Consider the following 17,021-nt stretch of genomic DNA (forward strand, 5'->3'; position numbering starts at 1 on the left):
GTGTTGAGGGGTGTGGAAGCACGTTCGTGCTAAAAACAATTAGTGCCCAAAATTGTTGATGCCGAAGCCCGGCGCCAGGAAGTCGTCCACGCTGTTTTTCGGATCATTGCCAGTGATGGCCTGGAACGGGCGTCCCTGCGGGAAGTAGCCGATGAGGCGGGGCTGGCAGTGGGCTCGGTGCGCCACTACTTCGCCAGCAGCGACGAGCTGCTGGCCTTCTCTTTCGGCGCAGTGATCGACCGTATAGCCGGCAGGCTCGAGGCCGCACTCAGTGCAGTCGAAGCCGAGCCACCCGGAAGCCAGGAACAGCACGTGGCCGTCCTGAACCTGCTCGGCCAATTCCTTCCCCTCGACGAAGAACTGGCCGTGGATGCCTGCGTCTGGATGGCCTTCCGCCATGCTGCACGCATCAAACCGGTGCTGGCCGCAGAAGCCGAGCGCAGCCACCGTACCGTAGCCGCCGTCGTCGGGCGTTTGATCATGGCGCTGAATCCCGGAGAAAGCGCCCAAGAAGGCCTCGTCACCGAGGCTGAGAGGCTCCTGGCCACCCTCGACGGTCTGTGCATGCACTCATTGCTCCAGCCCGAGTGGATGACCGCTGAAATGTGCAGCGACGTCCTCGCCGCCCACCTGCGTTCCTTGGAAGCGTCACCGGTATCCCGGTAGCCGGTTCCGCCCCCGCGAAGCAGTGGGTCCGGACCTCTACCGCCGGGGGTTAACGGGAATAGACTGGGACTTGTCGGGGACCTGCCAAAGGGAGGAATTCGGATGCATGAGTCAGGCGGCCCGGGATGGCGCATCACCATGGATACTTCGGGGCCGATGCTCATTGCCTTGTACTTGCGTGACATTGCCGGTCTTGACGGTGCCGGCACGCCGCTGCTGTCCCATGCAGCGCCCAAGGTCCGGCACGCCGACCACAGCCACCTGACCTCGGATGTTGGGGGCATCCAGGCCCTCAAGACCGAGTGGGAGGCCTGGTGGGAAAGCCTGGTGAAGTCCTATCCCAAACCCGCATCTGAGCTGGCACCGCCAAGCTTCAAGGCGTTCGGGAATTCGCCTGCCCTCCAGCGTGTCCTCCAGGCCCATTTCGGCTCTGCCCTTGGTTGGGCAACGGACAGGATCGACGAGTACGCAGACCTGGAAGCAGCGCGCGAGGCAAATGGCGTCACCCAAGTGCTGAACGAGATGGTGGAGGACAGGCTCCTGGAGGTCGGCAGGAGCTCCCGGGACTTCGAGCTCACCATCATCGAACTGCCACTCAGCGAACCCCGGGCCTGGTATCTGGAGCCCAACACCATGATCATGAGCCACCGGCTTTTGTCGGAGCCGGACGTGTTCCGCAGTTACGTCCAGCCGGTGGTGGAGCTCCTGGTCTGACCTACAGAAACTCAGGTGGTGGGGGCAGACACCGTGATGGTGACCGGTCCGGCTGGAGCCGCCGACGCTTGCCAGCCGTTGCGTTTCTCCCGGTTCCAGGTCTGGCCGGCAACATCGACTTGCGTGATGGACAGCGTCTTGGCATTCGCTACAGCCCAATGAGCCACGGCCCAGGCCTGGGTTCCGCTGATATCCAGCTGCACCGTCCGGCCCTGGACGGTGGCCGGCTGGGTGCCGAACGCCGTCGAAAGTTCATCGACGACGGCGGCAGGGTCGCCTGCCGCTTCGGGCATGCGCAATTCGCAGCTCAATGATGACTCCGAGTGCCCGGTCAGCGCCGACGCGAAGGCGCGGCCCATCGGTTCATGCTGAGCGTAGGCGCGTGGGAATGCCGAGCGCTGGACCGCTTGCGCGGCTTGGGTGATCTCCATGGTTTCGAAGCCGGGCACTTTGACCAGCCCGTCATAGAACGCGTTGGTTGCATACACGGGGTCCATCACTTGGGCTTCCGTGCCCCAACCCTGCGAGGGCCGCTGCTGGAACAGGCCGCGGGAGTCGGGACCGGCGTCGTCACCGTAGTTGATGTTGCGAAGCCTGGATTCCTGCATCGCCGTGGCGAGGGCGATGCTCGCGGCACGCGGGGGAAGTCCGCGCCTGACGGAGATCGCGGAAATAAGCGAAGCGTTGGCTGCCTGGTCCGTGGCGAGCTCGTGGCTGTCAGAACCTACGACGGCGACGCAGCGCTCCGTGACCAGGGTCTCGGAGCGCTGCAGTACAGCCACGATCGCGTAGATTGCCCCTGCTATGAGGGCCAAGGCCAGCACCGCAACGATGGCGCGGCGGAACCGGCGCACGGATTTCCTCCTGCTAGTTGGCGTGAAGTGCCTCGTTCAGCTCCACCGTCTGGCCCTTGCGGGGAAGGACTTCCACGCCGCCGGTGGTGGAGTTGCGACGGAACAGCAGGTTGGGAACACCGGAGAGTTCCACGGCCTTGATGATGGTGCTGGTGTCCTCGCCGTTCTCGTCCTTGGGCCCCGGCACGCGAACCCGGGTGCCGGCGGTGACGTACAGGCCGGCTTCAACCACGGAGTCATCGCCGATGCTGATGCCTACGCCGGAGTTGGCGCCCAGCAGGACGCGCTCACCCAGTGCGATCTTTTCCTTGCCGCCACCGGAGAGGGTGCCCATAATGGAGGCTCCGCCGCCAACGTCGGTGCCGTCGCCGGCGACGACGCCAGCGGAGATGCGGCCCTCGACCATGGAGGTGCCCAGGGTGCCGGCGTTGAAGTTCACGAAGCCCTCGTGCATCACGGTGGTGCCTTCGGCCAGGTGGGCGCCGAGGCGGACACGGTCGGCGTCGGCGATGCGCACGCCGGAGGGAACGACATAGTCAACCATGCGCGGGAACTTGTCCACGCCGTAAACCACAACGTTGCCGCGCTTGCGCAGCCGCGCCCGGGTCAGCTCGAAGCCATCAACCGCGGCCGGGCCGAAGTTGGTCCACACCACGTTGGGGAGCTTGCCGAAGACGCCGTCCAGGTTGATGCTGTTCGGCTTCACCAAGCGGTGGGAAAGAAGGTGCAAACGCAGGTAGGCGTCGGCAGTGTCTGCCGGGGCGGCGTCGAGGTCGATCTGGGCGAAGACGACCTTCTGCTCGGTGCCGCGGTCTGCGTCCTTGCTCTGGTCGGCGAGTGCCGTCAGGGCAGGATCAGCGTTCTCCACGTCCCGGAGAGAGTCAGCGGCGACACCCAAGGAAGGTGCCGGGTACCAGACGTCCAGCACGGATGCTTCCCCGGATGCCGAGGTGGCAATGGTGGCGAGGCCGAATCCGTAGGCTGAGCGGGTGTCGGTGGCTGTGCTTGCGGGCACGGTGGAAGAAGCAGTTTCAGTCATGCGCCAAGTGTATCCAGCAGGCAGAGGTCGGTTAAAACCCGTCTCACGGACAGCAGGTCGCAATGGGGGTTGTTAAGCTGGAGCAGTGACCCAGAACCCTGCCCTCCTTGACCTGCGCCAGGACGTCGCCTTGCTGACAGCGGCGATCATCGACTACAACAGCGTGTCCGGAAACGAGACTGAGCTCGCGGACGCCGTGGAGGCAGCCCTCCGCGCCATTCCCGCCTACACGGTGATCAGGGACGGCGATGCGATTATCGCGCGCACCGAACTTGGCCGGGCTGAGCGCGTCATCCTGGCCGGGCACCTGGACACGGTCCCGCTGCCCACCGTTGAAGGTTCCTTGGGTACCGTTCCGGCCACTTGGGAGTCCGGCACGCCGGGGGAGGGTGTGCTGTATGGCCGCGGCACCACCGACATGAAGGGCGGCGTGGCGGTGCAGCTCGCCTTGGCCGCCACACTGTTCGACGACGGCAGGCAGCCGGACAAGGACGTGACTTTCGTCTTCTACGACCATGAGGAAGTGGAAGCGGTCAAGAGCGGGCTGGGGCGTCTGGTCCGGAACCACGGTGAGCAGCTCCACGGCGATTTCGCGATCCTGCTGGAACCAACCCACGGCACGGTGGAGGGTGGTTGCAACGGAACCAGCCGGTTCGAAGCCACCACCCTGGGTGAAACCGCGCACTCCGCCCGCGCATGGATGGGAGTGAACGCCATTCATGCTGCCGCTCCCATTCTGGAACGGCTGGCCGCCTACCAACCCCGCACCATCAACGTGGACGGCCTGGACTACCGTGAAAGCCTCAACGCCGTGAAGATCAAGGGTGGCACGGCAGGCAACGTCATCCCGGACCGGTGCGTGGTGGAGATCAACTACCGCTTTGCCCCGGACAAGACCCCGGACCAGGCCGAAGCCCACGTCCGCGAACTGCTGGAAGGGTTCGACGTCGTCCGGACCGACGCCGCTGCGGGCGCGCGGCCGGGACTCAACCACCCCGCCGCCGCGTCCTTCGTTGCCGCCGTTGGTGCCGAGCCAAAGCCCAAATACGGATGGACCGACGTCGCGCGTTTCAGTGAGCTGGGAATCCCGGCGGTGAACTTCGGCCCCGGCGACCCCCTGCTGGCGCACAAAGACAACGAACACGTCGACGCCGATGCGATCCGTGAGTGCCTGAGGGCACTGCGGACGTGGCTGGCTTAGCCCGACGAATCAAAAGAAGGTCCGCAGCCTGGTGGCTGCGGACCTTCTTTGCGTGGTGCGGAGACTACTTCTTTTCCGGGTTCGCAGCGCCAGGAACCACGTTCTGCGCAACGGGGTCGTTGCCGGTCCCTTCGAGGCCGGTGCGAATTGTCATCGGAGCCATTCCACCCGCGGCCTTCTTGGAGCCGCGGCGCTCAATCAGGATCGCAATCCGTGACACCGTCAGGTTGATCAGGATGTAGATCGCAGCGCCCACAAAGAACGCAGGGAACAGGAAGTTCGGCCCGAGGAAGTCTGCCATGATTTGGATCTTCCGCAGCAATTCCTCGTACCCGACGATGTAGCCCAGCGAGGTGTCCTTCAACAGGACCACCAGCTGTGCCACCAATGACGGAAGCATGCGGCGCACGGCCTGCGGAAACTCGATGGACATCCGGGACTGGAAGCTCCGCAGGCCAATGGCCAGGCCCGCTTCGCGTTGTCCTTTGGGCAGCGACTGGATGCCTGCACGGAGGATTTCGGCAAAGATGGCGGCGTTGTACAGCGTCAGGCCCACGACGACGGCCTGGAACTGACCGGTGGCAAAGACCAGCAGGATGAACAACATCATGAGGACCACGGGCATGCCACGCAGGAATTCCAGTACCACCTGGGTGGGGATACGGATCCAGGCGATCAGGGAAATCCGCAACAGGCACAGTGCGATGCCGAGCGGGAAAGCGATGACCGCTGCTACCGCTGCCGCTGCCAGCGTGGACAGGATGCCCTGGCCGATCAAGCTCCAGACATCCGGCGCCATGGGACCGTAGAAGATTTCCCAACGGTCGGCGTCGAAGATTCCCTGTTGTGCCAGGGTGGTCACCGCAATGGCGAGTATGCCCAAGATGATCAGGATGCCGACGGCGGAGCCGATGAGCGAGTAGAGGCGGGCCTTGGGCCCGGGGACGTCGTACAGAACCGAGGTCATCGGGCAATCGCCACCTTACGTTCAACAAAGTGAGCCAGGAGGCCCAGCGGCACTGTGATCAGGAGGTAGAAGAACGCCACCCCGAGCAGGATCCAAAGAACCTGGTCGCCGTAGTCGTTGGAGAGCTTGCGGCCATAGCCGAAAAGCTCAAGGACGAAGAAGGCGCCGGCTACCGATGAGTTCTTCACCAGGGCGATCAGGATATTGATCAAGGGCGGGATCACAGTGCGGACAGCCTGGGGGAGGACGATGAAGCCCAGCACCTGGATGAAGGTCATCCCGATGCTTCGGGCGGCTTCGGCTTGTCCTACGGGCACGCTGTTGACGCCGGAACGGACGGCTTCGGCGATGAAGGCGGCCGTGTAGCTGCTCAGGGCGATGATGGCGGCGACTTCGAATTGTTCGAACTTGACGCCCAACCGCGGCAGAACGATCGCGGCGAAGAAGAAGATGATGGTGAGGGGTGTGTTTCGGGCGACTTCAACGTAGAACGTGCTGAATCCGCGGAGGGCAGCCACGGGGGAGACCCTCATGGCCGCCAGGATCGTCCCGACGATGAGGGCAATGATTCCTGAAATGACGGAAAGGTAAAGGGTGCGGAGAAATCCGTCCCAGTATTGGGGGAGGCTTGCTATGACGGCGTCCATGGGTTCCTTTGGCTGCAGCTAATCAGGGAACAGGGTCCTGGATTCGTCAGCTGCCGCCGTCCATCGGGCGGCGGCAGCTGACTGGTCCCGACTAGTAGCGGTTGATCGCAGGAAGTGAAGGAGCGGTCTTGATGACCTTTCCTGCAGTGGCTTCCCAGGCCTTCTTGTAGGTGCCGTCCTTTTCGAAGCCCTCAAGCTGGTCATTGATCCAGTTGCGGAAGACGGTGTCGTCCTTCTTCAGGCCGATGCCGTAGGGCTCCTTGGTGAAGGTCTGGTCCGAAGCGAGCTTGAATGCGTCCGGTTCCTTGTCGACGTAGCCGGCGAGGATGACGTTGTCGGTGGTGACAGCCACAACCTGCTTGTTACGCAGCGGCTCAAGGCAAGCGGTGTAGGTTGCGGCGGGGACAACCTCTGCGCCGTACTTCTCAGCGATGGTCTTGGCAGGGGTGGAACCGGTGACGGAGCAGACCTTCTTGCCCTTGACATCTTCAGGCTTGGTGATGGAGTTGTCGTCCTTGTTCACCAGCAATGCCTGGCCGGCTTCGTAGTACGGTCCGGCGAAAGCGACCTTTTCCTTACGGGCGTCGTTGATGGTGTAGGTAGCGATGACGAGGTCTACGCGGCCCTGCTCGATGAACGATTCGCGGTTCTGGGAGACGGTCTCAACCCATTCGATCTTGTCGGCGGGGATGCCCAGCTTGGCGGCGATTGCCTTGCCCATTTCAACGTCGAAACCGACAGGCTTGCCATCAAGGCCCTTCTGGCCGAAGAGCGGCTGGTCGAACTTGGTGCCGATGGTGATCTTCTGCGCCTTGTTCAGTTTCTCCATCGTGGTTCCGGCATCGAAGCTGGCCGAGGCAACAGGGGGAGTGGTGGAGCTTCCGCCACCTCCACAGGCGCTCAGGGAGAGGGCGAGCACGGCCGAAGCGGCCACCAGGAGCGACTTCCTCCGGGTAATAAAAGCCTTCATGACATTCCTTTCATTGGTTGGCCGTCGTACGGCCAGGGTGCGTTCTCTACAGCCGGGATGCGGGCGGTGGGGAGCTAGTGGGTCAAAAGCTTGGACAGGAAGTCCTTGGCACGGTCGCTCTTCGGGTTGGTGAAGAACTCCTCCGGAGTTGCGTCTTCCACGATCTGGCCGTCCGCCATGAACACCACACGGTCAGCGGCCTTGCGCGCAAAGCCCATCTCATGGGTGACCACGATCATGGTCATGCCTTCTTTGGCCAGCTGGATCATGACGTCCAGGACTTCATTGATCATTTCGGGGTCAAGTGCGGAGGTGGGCTCATCAAAGAGCATGACCTTCGGCTTCATGGCCAGTGCACGGGCGATGGCTACGCGCTGCTGCTGACCGCCGGACAGCTGGGCGGGCAGCTTCGGAGCCTGGTGACCCACACCGACACGCTCGAGCAGTGCCATGGCTTCCTTGTCAGCTGTCCCCTTGGCCACCTTCTTGACCTTGATCGGCCCCAGCGTGACGTTCTCAAGAATCGTCTTGTGGGCGAACAGGTTGAAGGACTGGAAGACCATTCCGACGTCGGCCCGCAGGTGGGCGAGGTCCTTGCCTTCTTCCGGGAGCTTCTTCCCGTCGATGGCAATCGCACCGTCGTCGATCGTTTCCAAACGGTTGATCGCGCGGCACAAGGTGGACTTGCCGGAGCCGGACGGTCCGATGACCACCACGACTTCGCCCTTCCGAACCTGCAGGTTGATGTCTTTCAGGACGTGCAGTTGACCGTAATGCTTATTGACGCCGTTCAGTGAGACGAGGGCATCGCCGGACGCTTGAGTAGTCATACGAAGAATCTAGCGAACAAAGACCCAAATATGACTACGGTCACGCCAAGTTCGCCAAGATCGTGATTGAACAGAAACCTGTCCTTCAGCGATATGCCAGACTGCAATGCAACGGGCGGGTCGCATGGACGAAGCAGGGGTCCATAGGGACTAGCCTTGGGCAATGAGCATCAGCCAGCACCCAGTTCCCCATCCGGATGCCAACGGACGCGCCAAGTCCAGCCATGTGCCCTTGCCGTCCGAGATAGCGCCTGCCAAGCACAAGGGCTCCTTGGAGCTGCGACGGAAACAAGCCGATACGGGGATGTCCGACCAGCACTTGCTGGACACGAGTGGTGCCGGCCAGTTCATTCATACGGATCCTTGGCGGGTCCTGCGGATCCAGAGCGAATTCGTGGAGGGCTTCGGTGCCCTGGCAGATCTGGGGCCTGCTGTCAGTGTCTTCGGTTCGGCACGGACCAAACCGGGCACCGAGTACTACGAGATGGCTGTCGACGTCGGCCGGAAGCTTGCCGAAGCCGGAGTCGCGGTCATCACAGGCGGCGGCCCCGGTTCCATGGAGGCAGCCAACAAAGGTGCTGTGGAGGGCAACGGGGTCTCCGTCGGCCTGGGCATCGAGCTTCCCTTCGAACAGGGGCTCAACCAGTGGGTGGACCTGGGTATCAACTTCAGGTATTTTTTTGCCCGCAAAACCATGTTCGTCAAGTACGCGCAGGGCTTTGTGGTCCTGCCGGGCGGACTGGGCACCCTGGATGAACTCTTCGAGGCTATGGTCCTCGTCCAGACACGCAAGGTGACCTCGTTCCCGATTGTGCTGCTGGGCGTGGGCTTCTGGGGACCCATGATCGAATGGATCAGGGAAACTCTGGTGGCAGAGGGCATGGTGTCCGAAAAGGACCTCGACCTGATCCAGCTGGTCGATGACCCGGCAGACGCCGTCCATCGCGTGCTCCATGGTGCCCCGCTGCCCAGCCCCACCGGGGAGCAGCGCCCGGAGTAGCAACGGGTTTCTGGCACCATGGACACTGTGAGCTTTTTTCTGGTGTTCGTCGCGATTGTCCTGGTTGGCGCTGCCCTCTTTGTGGGCGCCGGAATCGTCCGCGGCCGCTCCATGGGGGCCGGCCTGGATGACCCGACGCCAAACCTACCTCCGGTGTTACTGCCGGCGGAGGCCAAGCCATCCGACATCGATACAGTCCGTTTCGCCCTGGGCCTGCGGGGCTACCGCATGGACCAGGTGGACCAGGTACTCGATGAACTCCGGGACCAGTTGAAGGCCAAGGACCGCGAGATCGAGAGGCTCAGTGGCCTCACCCCGCAGCGGCCCGGCGTCGATGATGATACCCGGACCAAACAGTGAGTTCCGGGGCTCAGATGCCCGGGGGAGTGGGACCCACGGCACTCCTTTCGCGTGCCGTGTCGGATGCCGGCGCGCGGATGGCACGGTGGCCGTGGTGGCTCCAGGTTGCTGCGGTCTTCATCCTCGCGCGGCTGGTCAGTGCGTGTATCTTCATGGCCGCCGCAGTGCACCAAGGGACCAACCCTTGGTTTGCGCCGGCACCGGACTACTGGAACTTCATCACTATCTGGGATGCACGCTGGTACCAGCAGGCCGTTGACGACGGCTACCCGGCTGTCCTGCCGCTAGACCAGAACGGCGTGGTGAAGGAAAACGCGTGGGCCTTCTACCCGTTGTTTCCCTTGCTCGCCCGTGGGCTTTCGGCCATCACAGGGCTGGGCACGCTTCCAGCGCTCACTGCCATCGCGATGGTGGCAGGTCTTGCAGCCGTCCTGGTCATTCATCAGCTCTTCAGGCAGTTCGCGGGCAGGCGCACAGCCATGTGGGGCGTCATTTTCGTCTCGACCTTTCCCATCGCGCCGATCCTCCAAGTTCCTTACGCGGAGTCCTTGAACCTCCTGCTTCTGGCAGCGTCCCTGCTGTTGGTTGTACGGCGGCACTACCTGGCGGCCATACCGGTGGTCCTTCTGATGTCCCTGTCCCGGCCCTCGGGCGTCCCGTTCGCGGCCATGGTGGGCCTCCTCTTCCTCTGGCATCTATGGCAGCGTTTCGGGCCGGCCAGGAACAGGCAAGGGTTCGTTTCCGATACCCGGCCCTTGTCCACGCGGAACCTGTTGTCGCTGGGTGCCTTGGTGGCAGCCGCCTGTGTCGCAGCCCTTGCATGGCCGGCGATTGCCTGGGCGGCCACCGGCGACCCTGCCGCCTATACCCGCACTGAAACTGCCTGGCGCGGGGATGACCTGGTGCCCTTCAAGCCCTGGTTCGACACCGGCCGGATGCTTTTTGGTCCAGTCCTTGGCGTGCTCGCCCCCTTTGTCTTCACGGCGTTGTTCGTACTGGTCATGATCTCCCGGCCAGTCCGGGCGCTGGGGACGGAGCTCCGGCTATGGTGTGCCTGCTACATGGGTTACCTGCTGGTATTCCTGCACCCGCAAACCAGCACGTTCCGGATGCTCCTTCCACTGTTTCCCCTTGCCCTGGCAACAGCGATGTTGTCCAAGTCCAAGGCGTACCGTGGAACCGTCGTCATCATGTTCATCCTCCTCCAGATGGTCTGGGTCGTTTGGCTCTGGGCGTGGGCCCCTTTGCCCGGAGGTGGCGATTATCCGCCCTGACGTGGAGCTTTATTCGGGAACAGCAATATGTACAAAGCCCTGACTAACAGACTGTTGATTTCGTTACGGGCGGGTAAGTACGGGATAATGGACTATTAGCAAGGACAAAGCACCTAAAGTGCCCGGCCAAGGCGGCCTCCCAAGCGGTGCCGCCGGCTGCGATTGCTAGGCGGATCCAGCCCGGCCGGGTTGGGCGGACTTGGGACAAATGGAGGGGATTTTCCTAATGGCGGCTATGAAACCACGTACTGGCGACGGCCCTATGGAAGTTACCAAGGAGGGGCGCAGCCTGATCATGCGTGTGCCGCTCGAAGGTGGGGGACGGCTTGTGGTCGAGCTCAACGCTTCCGAAGCGGAGAACCTCAAGGAATGCCTCGTAGGTGTGACCGAATAGATTTACCAAGCAGGGCCCGGCGGAAGCTGGAGCCCTGCTTTGAGTTTAAGGGCGGCGTCCTTCGACGCCGCTCCCCGCTACTTCTTGACTGCCACCAGGAGTCCGTCACCCGTGGGCAGCATGGCCGAAGCCAGTCGCTCGTCGTCGCGGATGGCTTTGCCGATCTGGCGCAGGACCACGGTAGTCGCGTCCCGTGCAGCAGGGTTGGACACCCGGTCCTTGTCCAGGGCGTCATTGATCACCAAGGTGCCGCCGGTTTTAAGCAGACGGACCGCCTGTTCAACGTATTTGGGGAAGTTCGGCTTGTCCGCATCGATGAAGACGAGATCGTAGGCAGAGTCCGTTAGGCGAGGCAATACGTCAGCCGCCCTGCCGGAAATGGTCCTCGTACGGTTTGCCGGGCTGCCGGATTCCAGGAACGCTTCCCGTGCGGCTTTCAGGTGCTCAACATCGACGTCGATGGTTGTCAGGACCGCCTGCGGGCTGAGGCCCCGCAGCAGGCAGACCCCGGATACTCCGGCACCGGATCCGACCTCTACTACTGTCTGTGCCTTGGACGCAGCAGCAAGGACTGTCAGCACCGCACCAACACCCGGACTGATCGGGGTGACACCCAACTCGAAGGACCGCTCACGGGCACGCAACAAGACGTCGTCCTCAGCCGGCAGATCTTCTGCATAGGACCAGCTGGTTGACTTGTCGGCACTCATGAAGGATTCGCTTTCCGCGGGTAGGGGTGTTTGTACCAGACTACTGCGTGGTCCGGCGTAAACCCGCTGTTGGGAGAGCGGCATCCGGCTGTGTCCGCCGATGTTTTCCGCCCTGCGGGGAAATCGGCGGCCGGTCAGGAAATTCCCAGACAACCTTGGGATGATATTGCTCCGGTCATCCATGAGGTGGACGGCACCGGATTCTTCGGTGAACCACAGTTTGAGGGGAGTGGACGATGCCGGCATCGCATGCTGCGCCAGTCCAAACATCAGAAGGCCACGAGGCCGTAGCCGAATGGGTCATGCCCAGCTGGGAGGACGTGGTTGCGAACCACTCCGCCAAGGTATACCGCCTCGCCTACCGCCTGACCGGCAACAAGTTCGACGCCGAAGACCTCACCCAGGAGGTCTTCGTCCGCGTCTTCCGCTCGCTTGAGAACTTCAAGCCGGGAACATTGGACGGCTGGTTGCACCGCATCACCACCAACCTGTTCCTCGACCAGGCCCGCCGAAAGAGCCGCATACGGTTTGATGCGCTTGCCGAGGACGCCGAGTCCCGCCTTCCTGGCCGCGAGCCCGGACCCGAGCAGAGCTTTGAGCACAACAACCTTGACCTGGACGTCCAGCGGGCACTGGAAGAGCTCCCACCCGACTTCCGTGCCGCCGTGGTTCTTTGCGATCTTGAAGGCCTCTCCTATGACGAAGTCGCCGAGGCGCTTGGGGTGAAGCTGGGGACCGTCAGGTCCCGTATCCACCGCGGAAGGACCATGCTGCGCGAGAAGCTGGCCCACCGCGATCCCCGACCCGCAGAGGCCCGCAAGCCGCGCTTGAAGATGCCCCGCATCGCCAGCATCCACTAGGTTGTCGATGCCTCGACGTCCCTTCCGTCCGGGAGCCCTGTCCCGGCGCGCTTTCGCTGCCCGGCGCCATTCGCGGCTACCGGAACACCTTCAGGAATGTGCGGACTGCCGTGCCGCGGCAGGCCGGGAACGGCAGTACCTCGAGCGGCTCCGGGGTGCGGCCGTGCCCGAAGCGAGCCAGGACCTGGCTGCGCGCCTGATCCAGCACACGGAGCGGCTTGCCAGTGAACCTGCACAGGATCCGTGGAACCACCCACAGCAGGGTGGGCTGTCCAGGGGTCTCCGCTTCGCTGCCGTCGCAGCGGGTACCCTCGTGGTGAGCGCCGGAGCTCTGGGCGTCGCAGCTTACGTAGTGGCCGGGGATGACCAGCCGCGGGTATTGGCCGGCGCCGGCAATGCCGGAGCGCTGGTGGGGGCTTGGAGCGCTGGACCGGTGGACGTCATGGACCCCTCGTTCAAGGCTGGAAGCACCATGAGTCTTAGTGCGTCGCAACTGGATGCCCTCCGCGACCAAGGGTGGGCCTGTCCTGAACTCCTGGAGATGGGCTTCCACGTCGTCTCCGCCCAGGCCTCGATGCTCAATGGACACCCGGCGGTGGAAATCCGGCTCGAAAGCAACGGCCATTACGCCACCATCACCGAAGAACACCTTCCGGCCGACGCGCAATCCGCCGACCAGAGGGGCGCGGCGCAGCTCTCTGTCACCCAGGGAACGCCGTGGAAGGCCGTCTACGCCATGCCTGCTGCCGTGATCAGCTACACCTCCGACCTGCCCCCGGAAAGCGCTGATGACGCGGTGCCGGAAATAGTCCGGGCAGGAGAGTCCATGTCGCATCAAGGGCACGGAGACAGCTCCGGGTCCTGGTATGGGCGACTGCTGCGCGGACTCCAGACCCTCCTCCGTCCCGCCGGTTTATGAGCGGCACCACAGACAAGGTAATCTTCGTAGCGTGTTTGGAATCAACGGCCCGGAGTTCATAATCCTCCTCCTTATCGGCGTACTCGTCATCGGTCCCAGCCGTTTGCCCGAATACACTCAAAAGCTCGCCAACCTGGTGAAGGAAGTCCGGCGGATGGCGTCGGGCGCGCGCGAGCAGATCAAGGAAGAAGTCGGCATCGACATCGATGAGGTCGACTGGAAGAAGTACGATCCGCGTCAGTATGATCCCCGGCGCATCATCAAGGATGCACTCCTGGAGGACGACACCAAGCCAGTGAGTCCCGGTGCGCCCGTCGCCGCGGCAACTGCCTCGGCCGCGGACACCAAGCCCAAGGCCCCGGCGAGGATCATCGAGCGGCTTGCAGATGGTGAAGCCGCGCCTTTTGACACCGAAGCTACCTGACCCGGAAGACGGCGTTCAGGTCGCCCAAAAGTCGCGGTCAGCGGGGTTGGATTCCCAAAGGCATCCCGGATAGCCCACGCGGCCGGGTGGCCAGGGCCGATGCAATACCCTCCAAGGCCTTCGCGGCAGCCGTTTCGGGCGCTGCCAGGACTACGGGCTTCCCGGCGTCCCCACCTTCCCGCAAACGGATGTCCAAAGGAATTTGCCCCAACAGCGGAACATCGGTGTCCACCGCAGCGCTCAACCTCGCAGCCAGGGTGGCACCGCCGCCGCTTCCGAACAGCTCCATGCGGCCGCCGTCGGGCATTTCCAGGAAGGACATGTTCTCGATCACCCCGGCCACCGTCTGTCCGGTCTGGGTGGCGATCGTCCCCGCGCGTTCGGCGACGTCCGCGGCCGCTGCCTGCGGTGTGGTGACCACCAGGATCTCGGCGTTGGGAAGCAACTGGGCGACAGAGATGGCGATGTCTCCGGTGCCGGGAGGCAGGTCCAGGAAAAGAGCGTCGAGGTCGCCGAAGTACACGTCGCTGAGGAACTGTTCCAGGGCGCGGTGCAACATGGGGCCGCGCCAGGCTACGGGCGTGTTGCCTGCGACGAACATGCCGATGGAAATGACTTTTACGCCATAAGCCACTGGCGGGAGGATCATGTCGTCAACCTGTGTGGGCTTCTGCGTGATTCCCATCAGGGCCGGTACGGAGAAACCATGGACGTCCGCATCCACTATGCCAACGCGCAGTCCCTGGGCCGCCAGGGAACAGGCGAGGTTCACGGTGACGGACGACTTGCCCACGCCCCCCTTGCCGCTGGCCACCGCGTACACCTTGGTCAACGAACCCGGCTTGGTGAACGGAATTCCGCGCTGCCCGCCGGGGCCACGGAGCTGCACTTTTAGGGCTTCGCGCTGGGCCGGCGTCATGACTTTGAGTTCCACGTCCACCCCGGTCACACCTGGCACCTTGGACAGGGCTGCCGTCGCGTCCTCCGTGATGGTTTCGCGCAATGGGCAGCCGGCAATGGTCAGCAGGACCGCAACGTGGGCTGCGCCGGCGTCATCGGCAGAGACCGATTCCACCATCCCGAGTTCGGTGATGGGGCGGCGGAGCTCCGGATCAATGACGGTTGCCAGGGCAGCACGGAGCGCCTCGGCAGATACGGTGCTCATACGGTCAGGCTCGGCTTTCGGGGTTCTCGGGTGTTCGCTTGGCAGTGGAATGCTGGGGGCCGGCGGTCCGCGGCGGACGGACCTTGGGGATTTGCTGGGTGCGGGGTCCGCGCGACTTGTCCCGCTTTTCCTTCAGCTTCTCCTTGACCTTTTCTCCGGAGGATTCGCTGCCATCGGTGGCGGGATCGTGCTCGCGGAGTTCTTCCTGGGCGTCGATGATGTCTTCCAGGAGGCTCCGGAGTTCGGCCCGGACGTAGTCACGGGTGGCCACTTCACGCAGGGCAATACGCAGCGAAGCCAATTCCCGGGTCAGGTACTCGGTGTCGGAAAGGTTGCGCTCAGCGCGCTGGCGGTCCTGCTGGAGGGAGACACGGTCGCGGTCGTCCTGCCGGTTTTGGGCCAGCAGGAGCAGCGGGGCTGCATAGGAGGCCTGGAGCGACAACATCAGGGTCAGGAGGGTGAAACCCAGCTCCATCCGGTCAAATTGCCACTCGGTGGGCGCGAAGGTGTTCCACGCCAGCCAGAACACACAAAAGATGGTCATGTAGACCAGGAACTGCGGGGTTCCCATGAAACGGGCGAAACCCTCTGTGGCGTTGCCGAAGGCGTCCGGGTTGGGGGAGAACTTGGGCAGGATGCGTTGGCGACCGCTCAGGGGCGTGTCCAGGCTGCTGACGGTACGTCCAGTGGCCTTGGGGGATCGGGTGGCGTTGTTATCAGCCAATGCGGCCTCCAAGTCTCCTTATAGGGGCGTCGTCCTCGTGGGCGCGCCAGTCATCCGGCAACAGGTGATCCAGCACGTCATCAACAGTCACCGCCCCCACAAGGCGGCCGTCGTCGTCGACAACTGGAAGTGAATTCAGGTTGTAGGTGGCCAAGGTCCTGGCTACCTCGCTGATGTGGGCTTGGTCCGAGAGCGGCTCAAGGTTCTTGTCCACAAGGTTGCCCAGAGGTTCCGGCGGCGGGAAACGCAGGAGCTGCTGGATATGCACCACGCCGAGGAATCGGCCCGTGGGCGTCTCCAGCGGTGGGCGGGCAATGAAGATCGATGAGGCCAGGGCAGGGGAGAGCTCCTCCCGCCGTACGTGGGCCAGGGCCTCCGCGACCGTGGCTTCCGGGGGGAGGATGACCGGGACAGGGGTCATGAGGCCGCCGGCAGTGTCTTCGTCATACTCCAGGAGCCGGCGCACGTCCTCGGCTTCCTGAGGCTCCATAAGCTGCAGCAGTTCCTCGGCCTGCGCGGAGGGGAGCTCAGCGAGGAGGTCTGCGGCGTCGTCAGGATCCATCTCTTCAAGGACGTCGGCGGCGCGCTCCACGTCCAAGGCCGAGAGGATTTCCACTTGGTCGTCCTCGGGCAGTTCCTGCAGCACGTCCGCGAGGCGCTCGTCCTGGAGCTCGCTGGCCACTTCGAACCGGCGCTTGTCGCTCATTTCCTGCAGGGCTTCGGCAAAGTCGGCAGGCTTGAGGTCCTCGTGGGTGGCCACGAACTGGGTGGCCGCCTGCGGCTCGTTGTGGGCGCCGGTCTGGGCGTCGGCCCAGTCGATGATCAGGGTCTCGTTGCGGCGCAGCCGGCTCAACGGCGACAGGGAGTGCCCGCGGCGGACGAACAGTTTGCTGACGAACCAGTCCTTGGACCTGTGCTGGTCCATGGCAATGTCCTCGATGGTGGCGTCTCCGCTGCCGTCGGCAAGGGTGACGCGGCGGTCAAACATCTCAGCTACCACCAGGGTCTCGGCTCCCCGCTGCTCAAAGCGGCGCAGGTTGACCAGCCCGGTGCAGATGATCTGTGTTTGGTCGATGGACGTAATGCGGGTCATGGGCACGAATACGCGCTTCTTGCCGGGAACTTCCACCACGATGCCCACCACGTGCGGGGCTCCACGGGTGCCCCTGGAGAGCACCACGACATCGCGCAATCGGCCAAGACGGTCACCCAGGGGGTCGAAGACGTCCAAGCCGAGCAGGCGCGCGACAAAGACGCGTGAGGGATGTGTGCTCATGTTTACAGGCTACCGAGTCTGCTCTCT

20 protein-coding genes are annotated in these 17,021 nt (G+C 63.5%); 10 read left to right on the top strand and 10 right to left on the bottom strand.

The features are described 5' to 3' along the window. Positions 1-42 precede the first annotated feature (42 nt). Positions 43-666: a TetR/AcrR family transcriptional regulator gene (locus QRM57_RS10780; RefSeq protein WP_257369282.1), complete on the top strand. Its 624-nt coding sequence runs from the start codon at positions 43-45 to the stop codon at positions 664-666. 102 nt (positions 667-768) lie between these two features. Continuing rightward, the gene (locus tag QRM57_RS10785; RefSeq protein ID WP_284986557.1) at positions 769-1,380 is read left to right on the top strand and encodes a hypothetical protein; all 612 of its coding nucleotides are present in this window, start codon (positions 769-771) and stop codon (positions 1,378-1,380) included. Positions 1,381-1,391: 11 nt separating this feature from the next. On the opposite strand, the gene QRM57_RS10790 is transcribed toward QRM57_RS10785, so the two are convergent. Both QRM57_RS10790 and dapD read right to left on the bottom strand, forming a co-directional pair. Beyond that, entirely contained in the window at positions 1,392-2,234 is an 843-nt protein-coding gene (locus QRM57_RS10790; RefSeq protein ID WP_284986558.1) for a hypothetical protein, read from the bottom strand. Between the two features lie 13 nt (positions 2,235-2,247). Next, on the bottom strand, positions 2,248-3,273 hold the full coding sequence (gene dapD / locus QRM57_RS10795; protein WP_284986559.1) for a 2,3,4,5-tetrahydropyridine-2,6-dicarboxylate N-succinyltransferase: 1,026 nt from the start codon (positions 3,271-3,273) through the stop codon (positions 2,248-2,250). Between the two features lie 85 nt (positions 3,274-3,358). Between dapD and dapE the strand changes: the two genes are divergently transcribed. Further along, the gene (gene dapE / locus QRM57_RS10800) at positions 3,359-4,474 is read left to right on the top strand and encodes a succinyl-diaminopimelate desuccinylase (protein WP_257369279.1); all 1,116 of its coding nucleotides are present in this window, start codon (positions 3,359-3,361) and stop codon (positions 4,472-4,474) included. Between the two features lie 64 nt (positions 4,475-4,538). Here the strand turns inward: dapE and QRM57_RS10805 are convergent, their stop codons facing one another. The 4 genes from QRM57_RS10805 to QRM57_RS10820 all read right to left on the bottom strand — a co-directional run bounded on the left by QRM57_RS10805 (position 4,539) and on the right by QRM57_RS10820 (position 7,888). Continuing rightward, positions 4,539-5,441 (bottom strand): amino acid ABC transporter permease, encoded by a 903-nt coding sequence (locus QRM57_RS10805; RefSeq protein WP_284986560.1) that lies wholly within the window; start codon positions 5,439-5,441, stop codon positions 4,539-4,541. After that, positions 5,438-6,088 (bottom strand): amino acid ABC transporter permease, encoded by a 651-nt coding sequence (locus tag QRM57_RS10810; protein WP_257369277.1) that lies wholly within the window; start codon positions 6,086-6,088, stop codon positions 5,438-5,440. Before QRM57_RS10810 ends, QRM57_RS10805 begins: the two co-directional genes overlap by 4 nt. Positions 6,089-6,179: 91 nt before the next feature. Continuing rightward, positions 6,180-7,058: a glutamate ABC transporter substrate-binding protein gene (locus QRM57_RS10815; RefSeq protein WP_257369276.1), complete on the bottom strand. Its 879-nt coding sequence runs from the start codon at positions 7,056-7,058 to the stop codon at positions 6,180-6,182. 74 nt (positions 7,059-7,132) lie between these two features. Next, positions 7,133-7,888 carry an amino acid ABC transporter ATP-binding protein gene (locus tag QRM57_RS10820; RefSeq protein WP_235516869.1) on the bottom strand — a complete coding sequence of 252 codons (756 nt, stop codon included), beginning with the start codon at positions 7,886-7,888 and terminating at the stop codon, positions 7,133-7,135. Between the two features lie 163 nt (positions 7,889-8,051). On the opposite strand from QRM57_RS10820, the gene QRM57_RS10825 reads away from it, so the two are divergent. The 4 genes from QRM57_RS10825 to QRM57_RS10840 all read left to right on the top strand — a co-directional run bounded on the left by QRM57_RS10825 (position 8,052) and on the right by QRM57_RS10840 (position 10,916). Continuing rightward, positions 8,052-8,888 carry an LOG family protein gene (locus QRM57_RS10825; protein ID WP_257369275.1) on the top strand — a complete coding sequence of 279 codons (837 nt, stop codon included), beginning with the start codon at positions 8,052-8,054 and terminating at the stop codon, positions 8,886-8,888. Between the two features lie 18 nt (positions 8,889-8,906). Further along, the gene (locus QRM57_RS10830) at positions 8,907-9,248 is read left to right on the top strand and encodes a DivIVA domain-containing protein (RefSeq protein ID WP_257369274.1); all 342 of its coding nucleotides are present in this window, start codon (positions 8,907-8,909) and stop codon (positions 9,246-9,248) included. A gap of 77 nt (positions 9,249-9,325) precedes the next feature. After that, on the top strand, positions 9,326-10,522 hold the full coding sequence (locus QRM57_RS10835) for a putative hexosyltransferase (RefSeq protein WP_284986615.1): 1,197 nt from the start codon (positions 9,326-9,328) through the stop codon (positions 10,520-10,522). 226 nt (positions 10,523-10,748) lie between these two features. Beyond that, positions 10,749-10,916, top strand: coding sequence for a DUF3117 domain-containing protein (locus QRM57_RS10840; protein ID WP_211714277.1), 168 nt, complete (start codon positions 10,749-10,751; stop codon positions 10,914-10,916). 77 nt (positions 10,917-10,993) lie between these two features. On the opposite strand, the gene QRM57_RS10845 is transcribed toward QRM57_RS10840, so the two are convergent. Continuing rightward, the gene (locus tag QRM57_RS10845; protein WP_257369273.1) at positions 10,994-11,626 is read right to left on the bottom strand and encodes an O-methyltransferase; all 633 of its coding nucleotides are present in this window, start codon (positions 11,624-11,626) and stop codon (positions 10,994-10,996) included. Positions 11,627-11,862: 236 nt separating this feature from the next. Here QRM57_RS10845 and sigE point away from each other — a divergent pair, with 236 nt between their 5' ends. Genes sigE through QRM57_RS10860 form a run of 3 tightly spaced genes read left to right on the top strand, consistent with a single transcriptional unit; the run spans position 11,863 to position 13,829 of the window. Beyond that, positions 11,863-12,486: an RNA polymerase sigma factor SigE gene (sigE, locus tag QRM57_RS10850; protein WP_235520688.1), complete on the top strand. Its 624-nt coding sequence runs from the start codon at positions 11,863-11,865 to the stop codon at positions 12,484-12,486. A 7-nt stretch (positions 12,487-12,493) separates the two neighbouring features. Continuing rightward, complete coding sequence (locus QRM57_RS10855) at positions 12,494-13,405, top strand: hypothetical protein (protein ID WP_284986561.1); 912 nt, start codon at positions 12,494-12,496, stop codon at positions 13,403-13,405. Between the two features lie 31 nt (positions 13,406-13,436). Then, the gene (locus tag QRM57_RS10860) at positions 13,437-13,829 is read left to right on the top strand and encodes a twin-arginine translocase TatA/TatE family subunit (RefSeq protein WP_235520686.1); all 393 of its coding nucleotides are present in this window, start codon (positions 13,437-13,439) and stop codon (positions 13,827-13,829) included. Between the two features lie 37 nt (positions 13,830-13,866). Here the strand turns inward: QRM57_RS10860 and QRM57_RS10865 are convergent, their stop codons facing one another. The 3 genes from QRM57_RS10865 to QRM57_RS10875 are packed head-to-tail and all read right to left on the bottom strand — an operon-like array spanning position 13,867 to position 16,994. After that, the gene (locus tag QRM57_RS10865; RefSeq protein ID WP_284986562.1) at positions 13,867-14,994 is read right to left on the bottom strand and encodes an Mrp/NBP35 family ATP-binding protein; all 1,128 of its coding nucleotides are present in this window, start codon (positions 14,992-14,994) and stop codon (positions 13,867-13,869) included. A 4-nt stretch (positions 14,995-14,998) separates the two neighbouring features. After that, positions 14,999-15,730: a DUF1003 domain-containing protein gene (locus QRM57_RS10870; RefSeq protein ID WP_284986563.1), complete on the bottom strand. Its 732-nt coding sequence runs from the start codon at positions 15,728-15,730 to the stop codon at positions 14,999-15,001. Further along, a complete protein-coding gene (locus tag QRM57_RS10875; RefSeq protein ID WP_144648468.1) occupies positions 15,711-16,994 on the bottom strand; it encodes a magnesium transporter MgtE N-terminal domain-containing protein in 1,284 nt (427 codons plus the stop codon). Before QRM57_RS10875 ends, QRM57_RS10870 begins: the two co-directional genes overlap by 20 nt. Between the last annotated feature and the right edge of the window lie 27 nt (positions 16,995-17,021).

The organism is Arthrobacter sp. fls2-241-R2A-172, assembly GCF_030208885.1.
Taxonomy (GTDB): Bacteria; Actinomycetota; Actinomycetes; order Actinomycetales; family Micrococcaceae; genus Arthrobacter.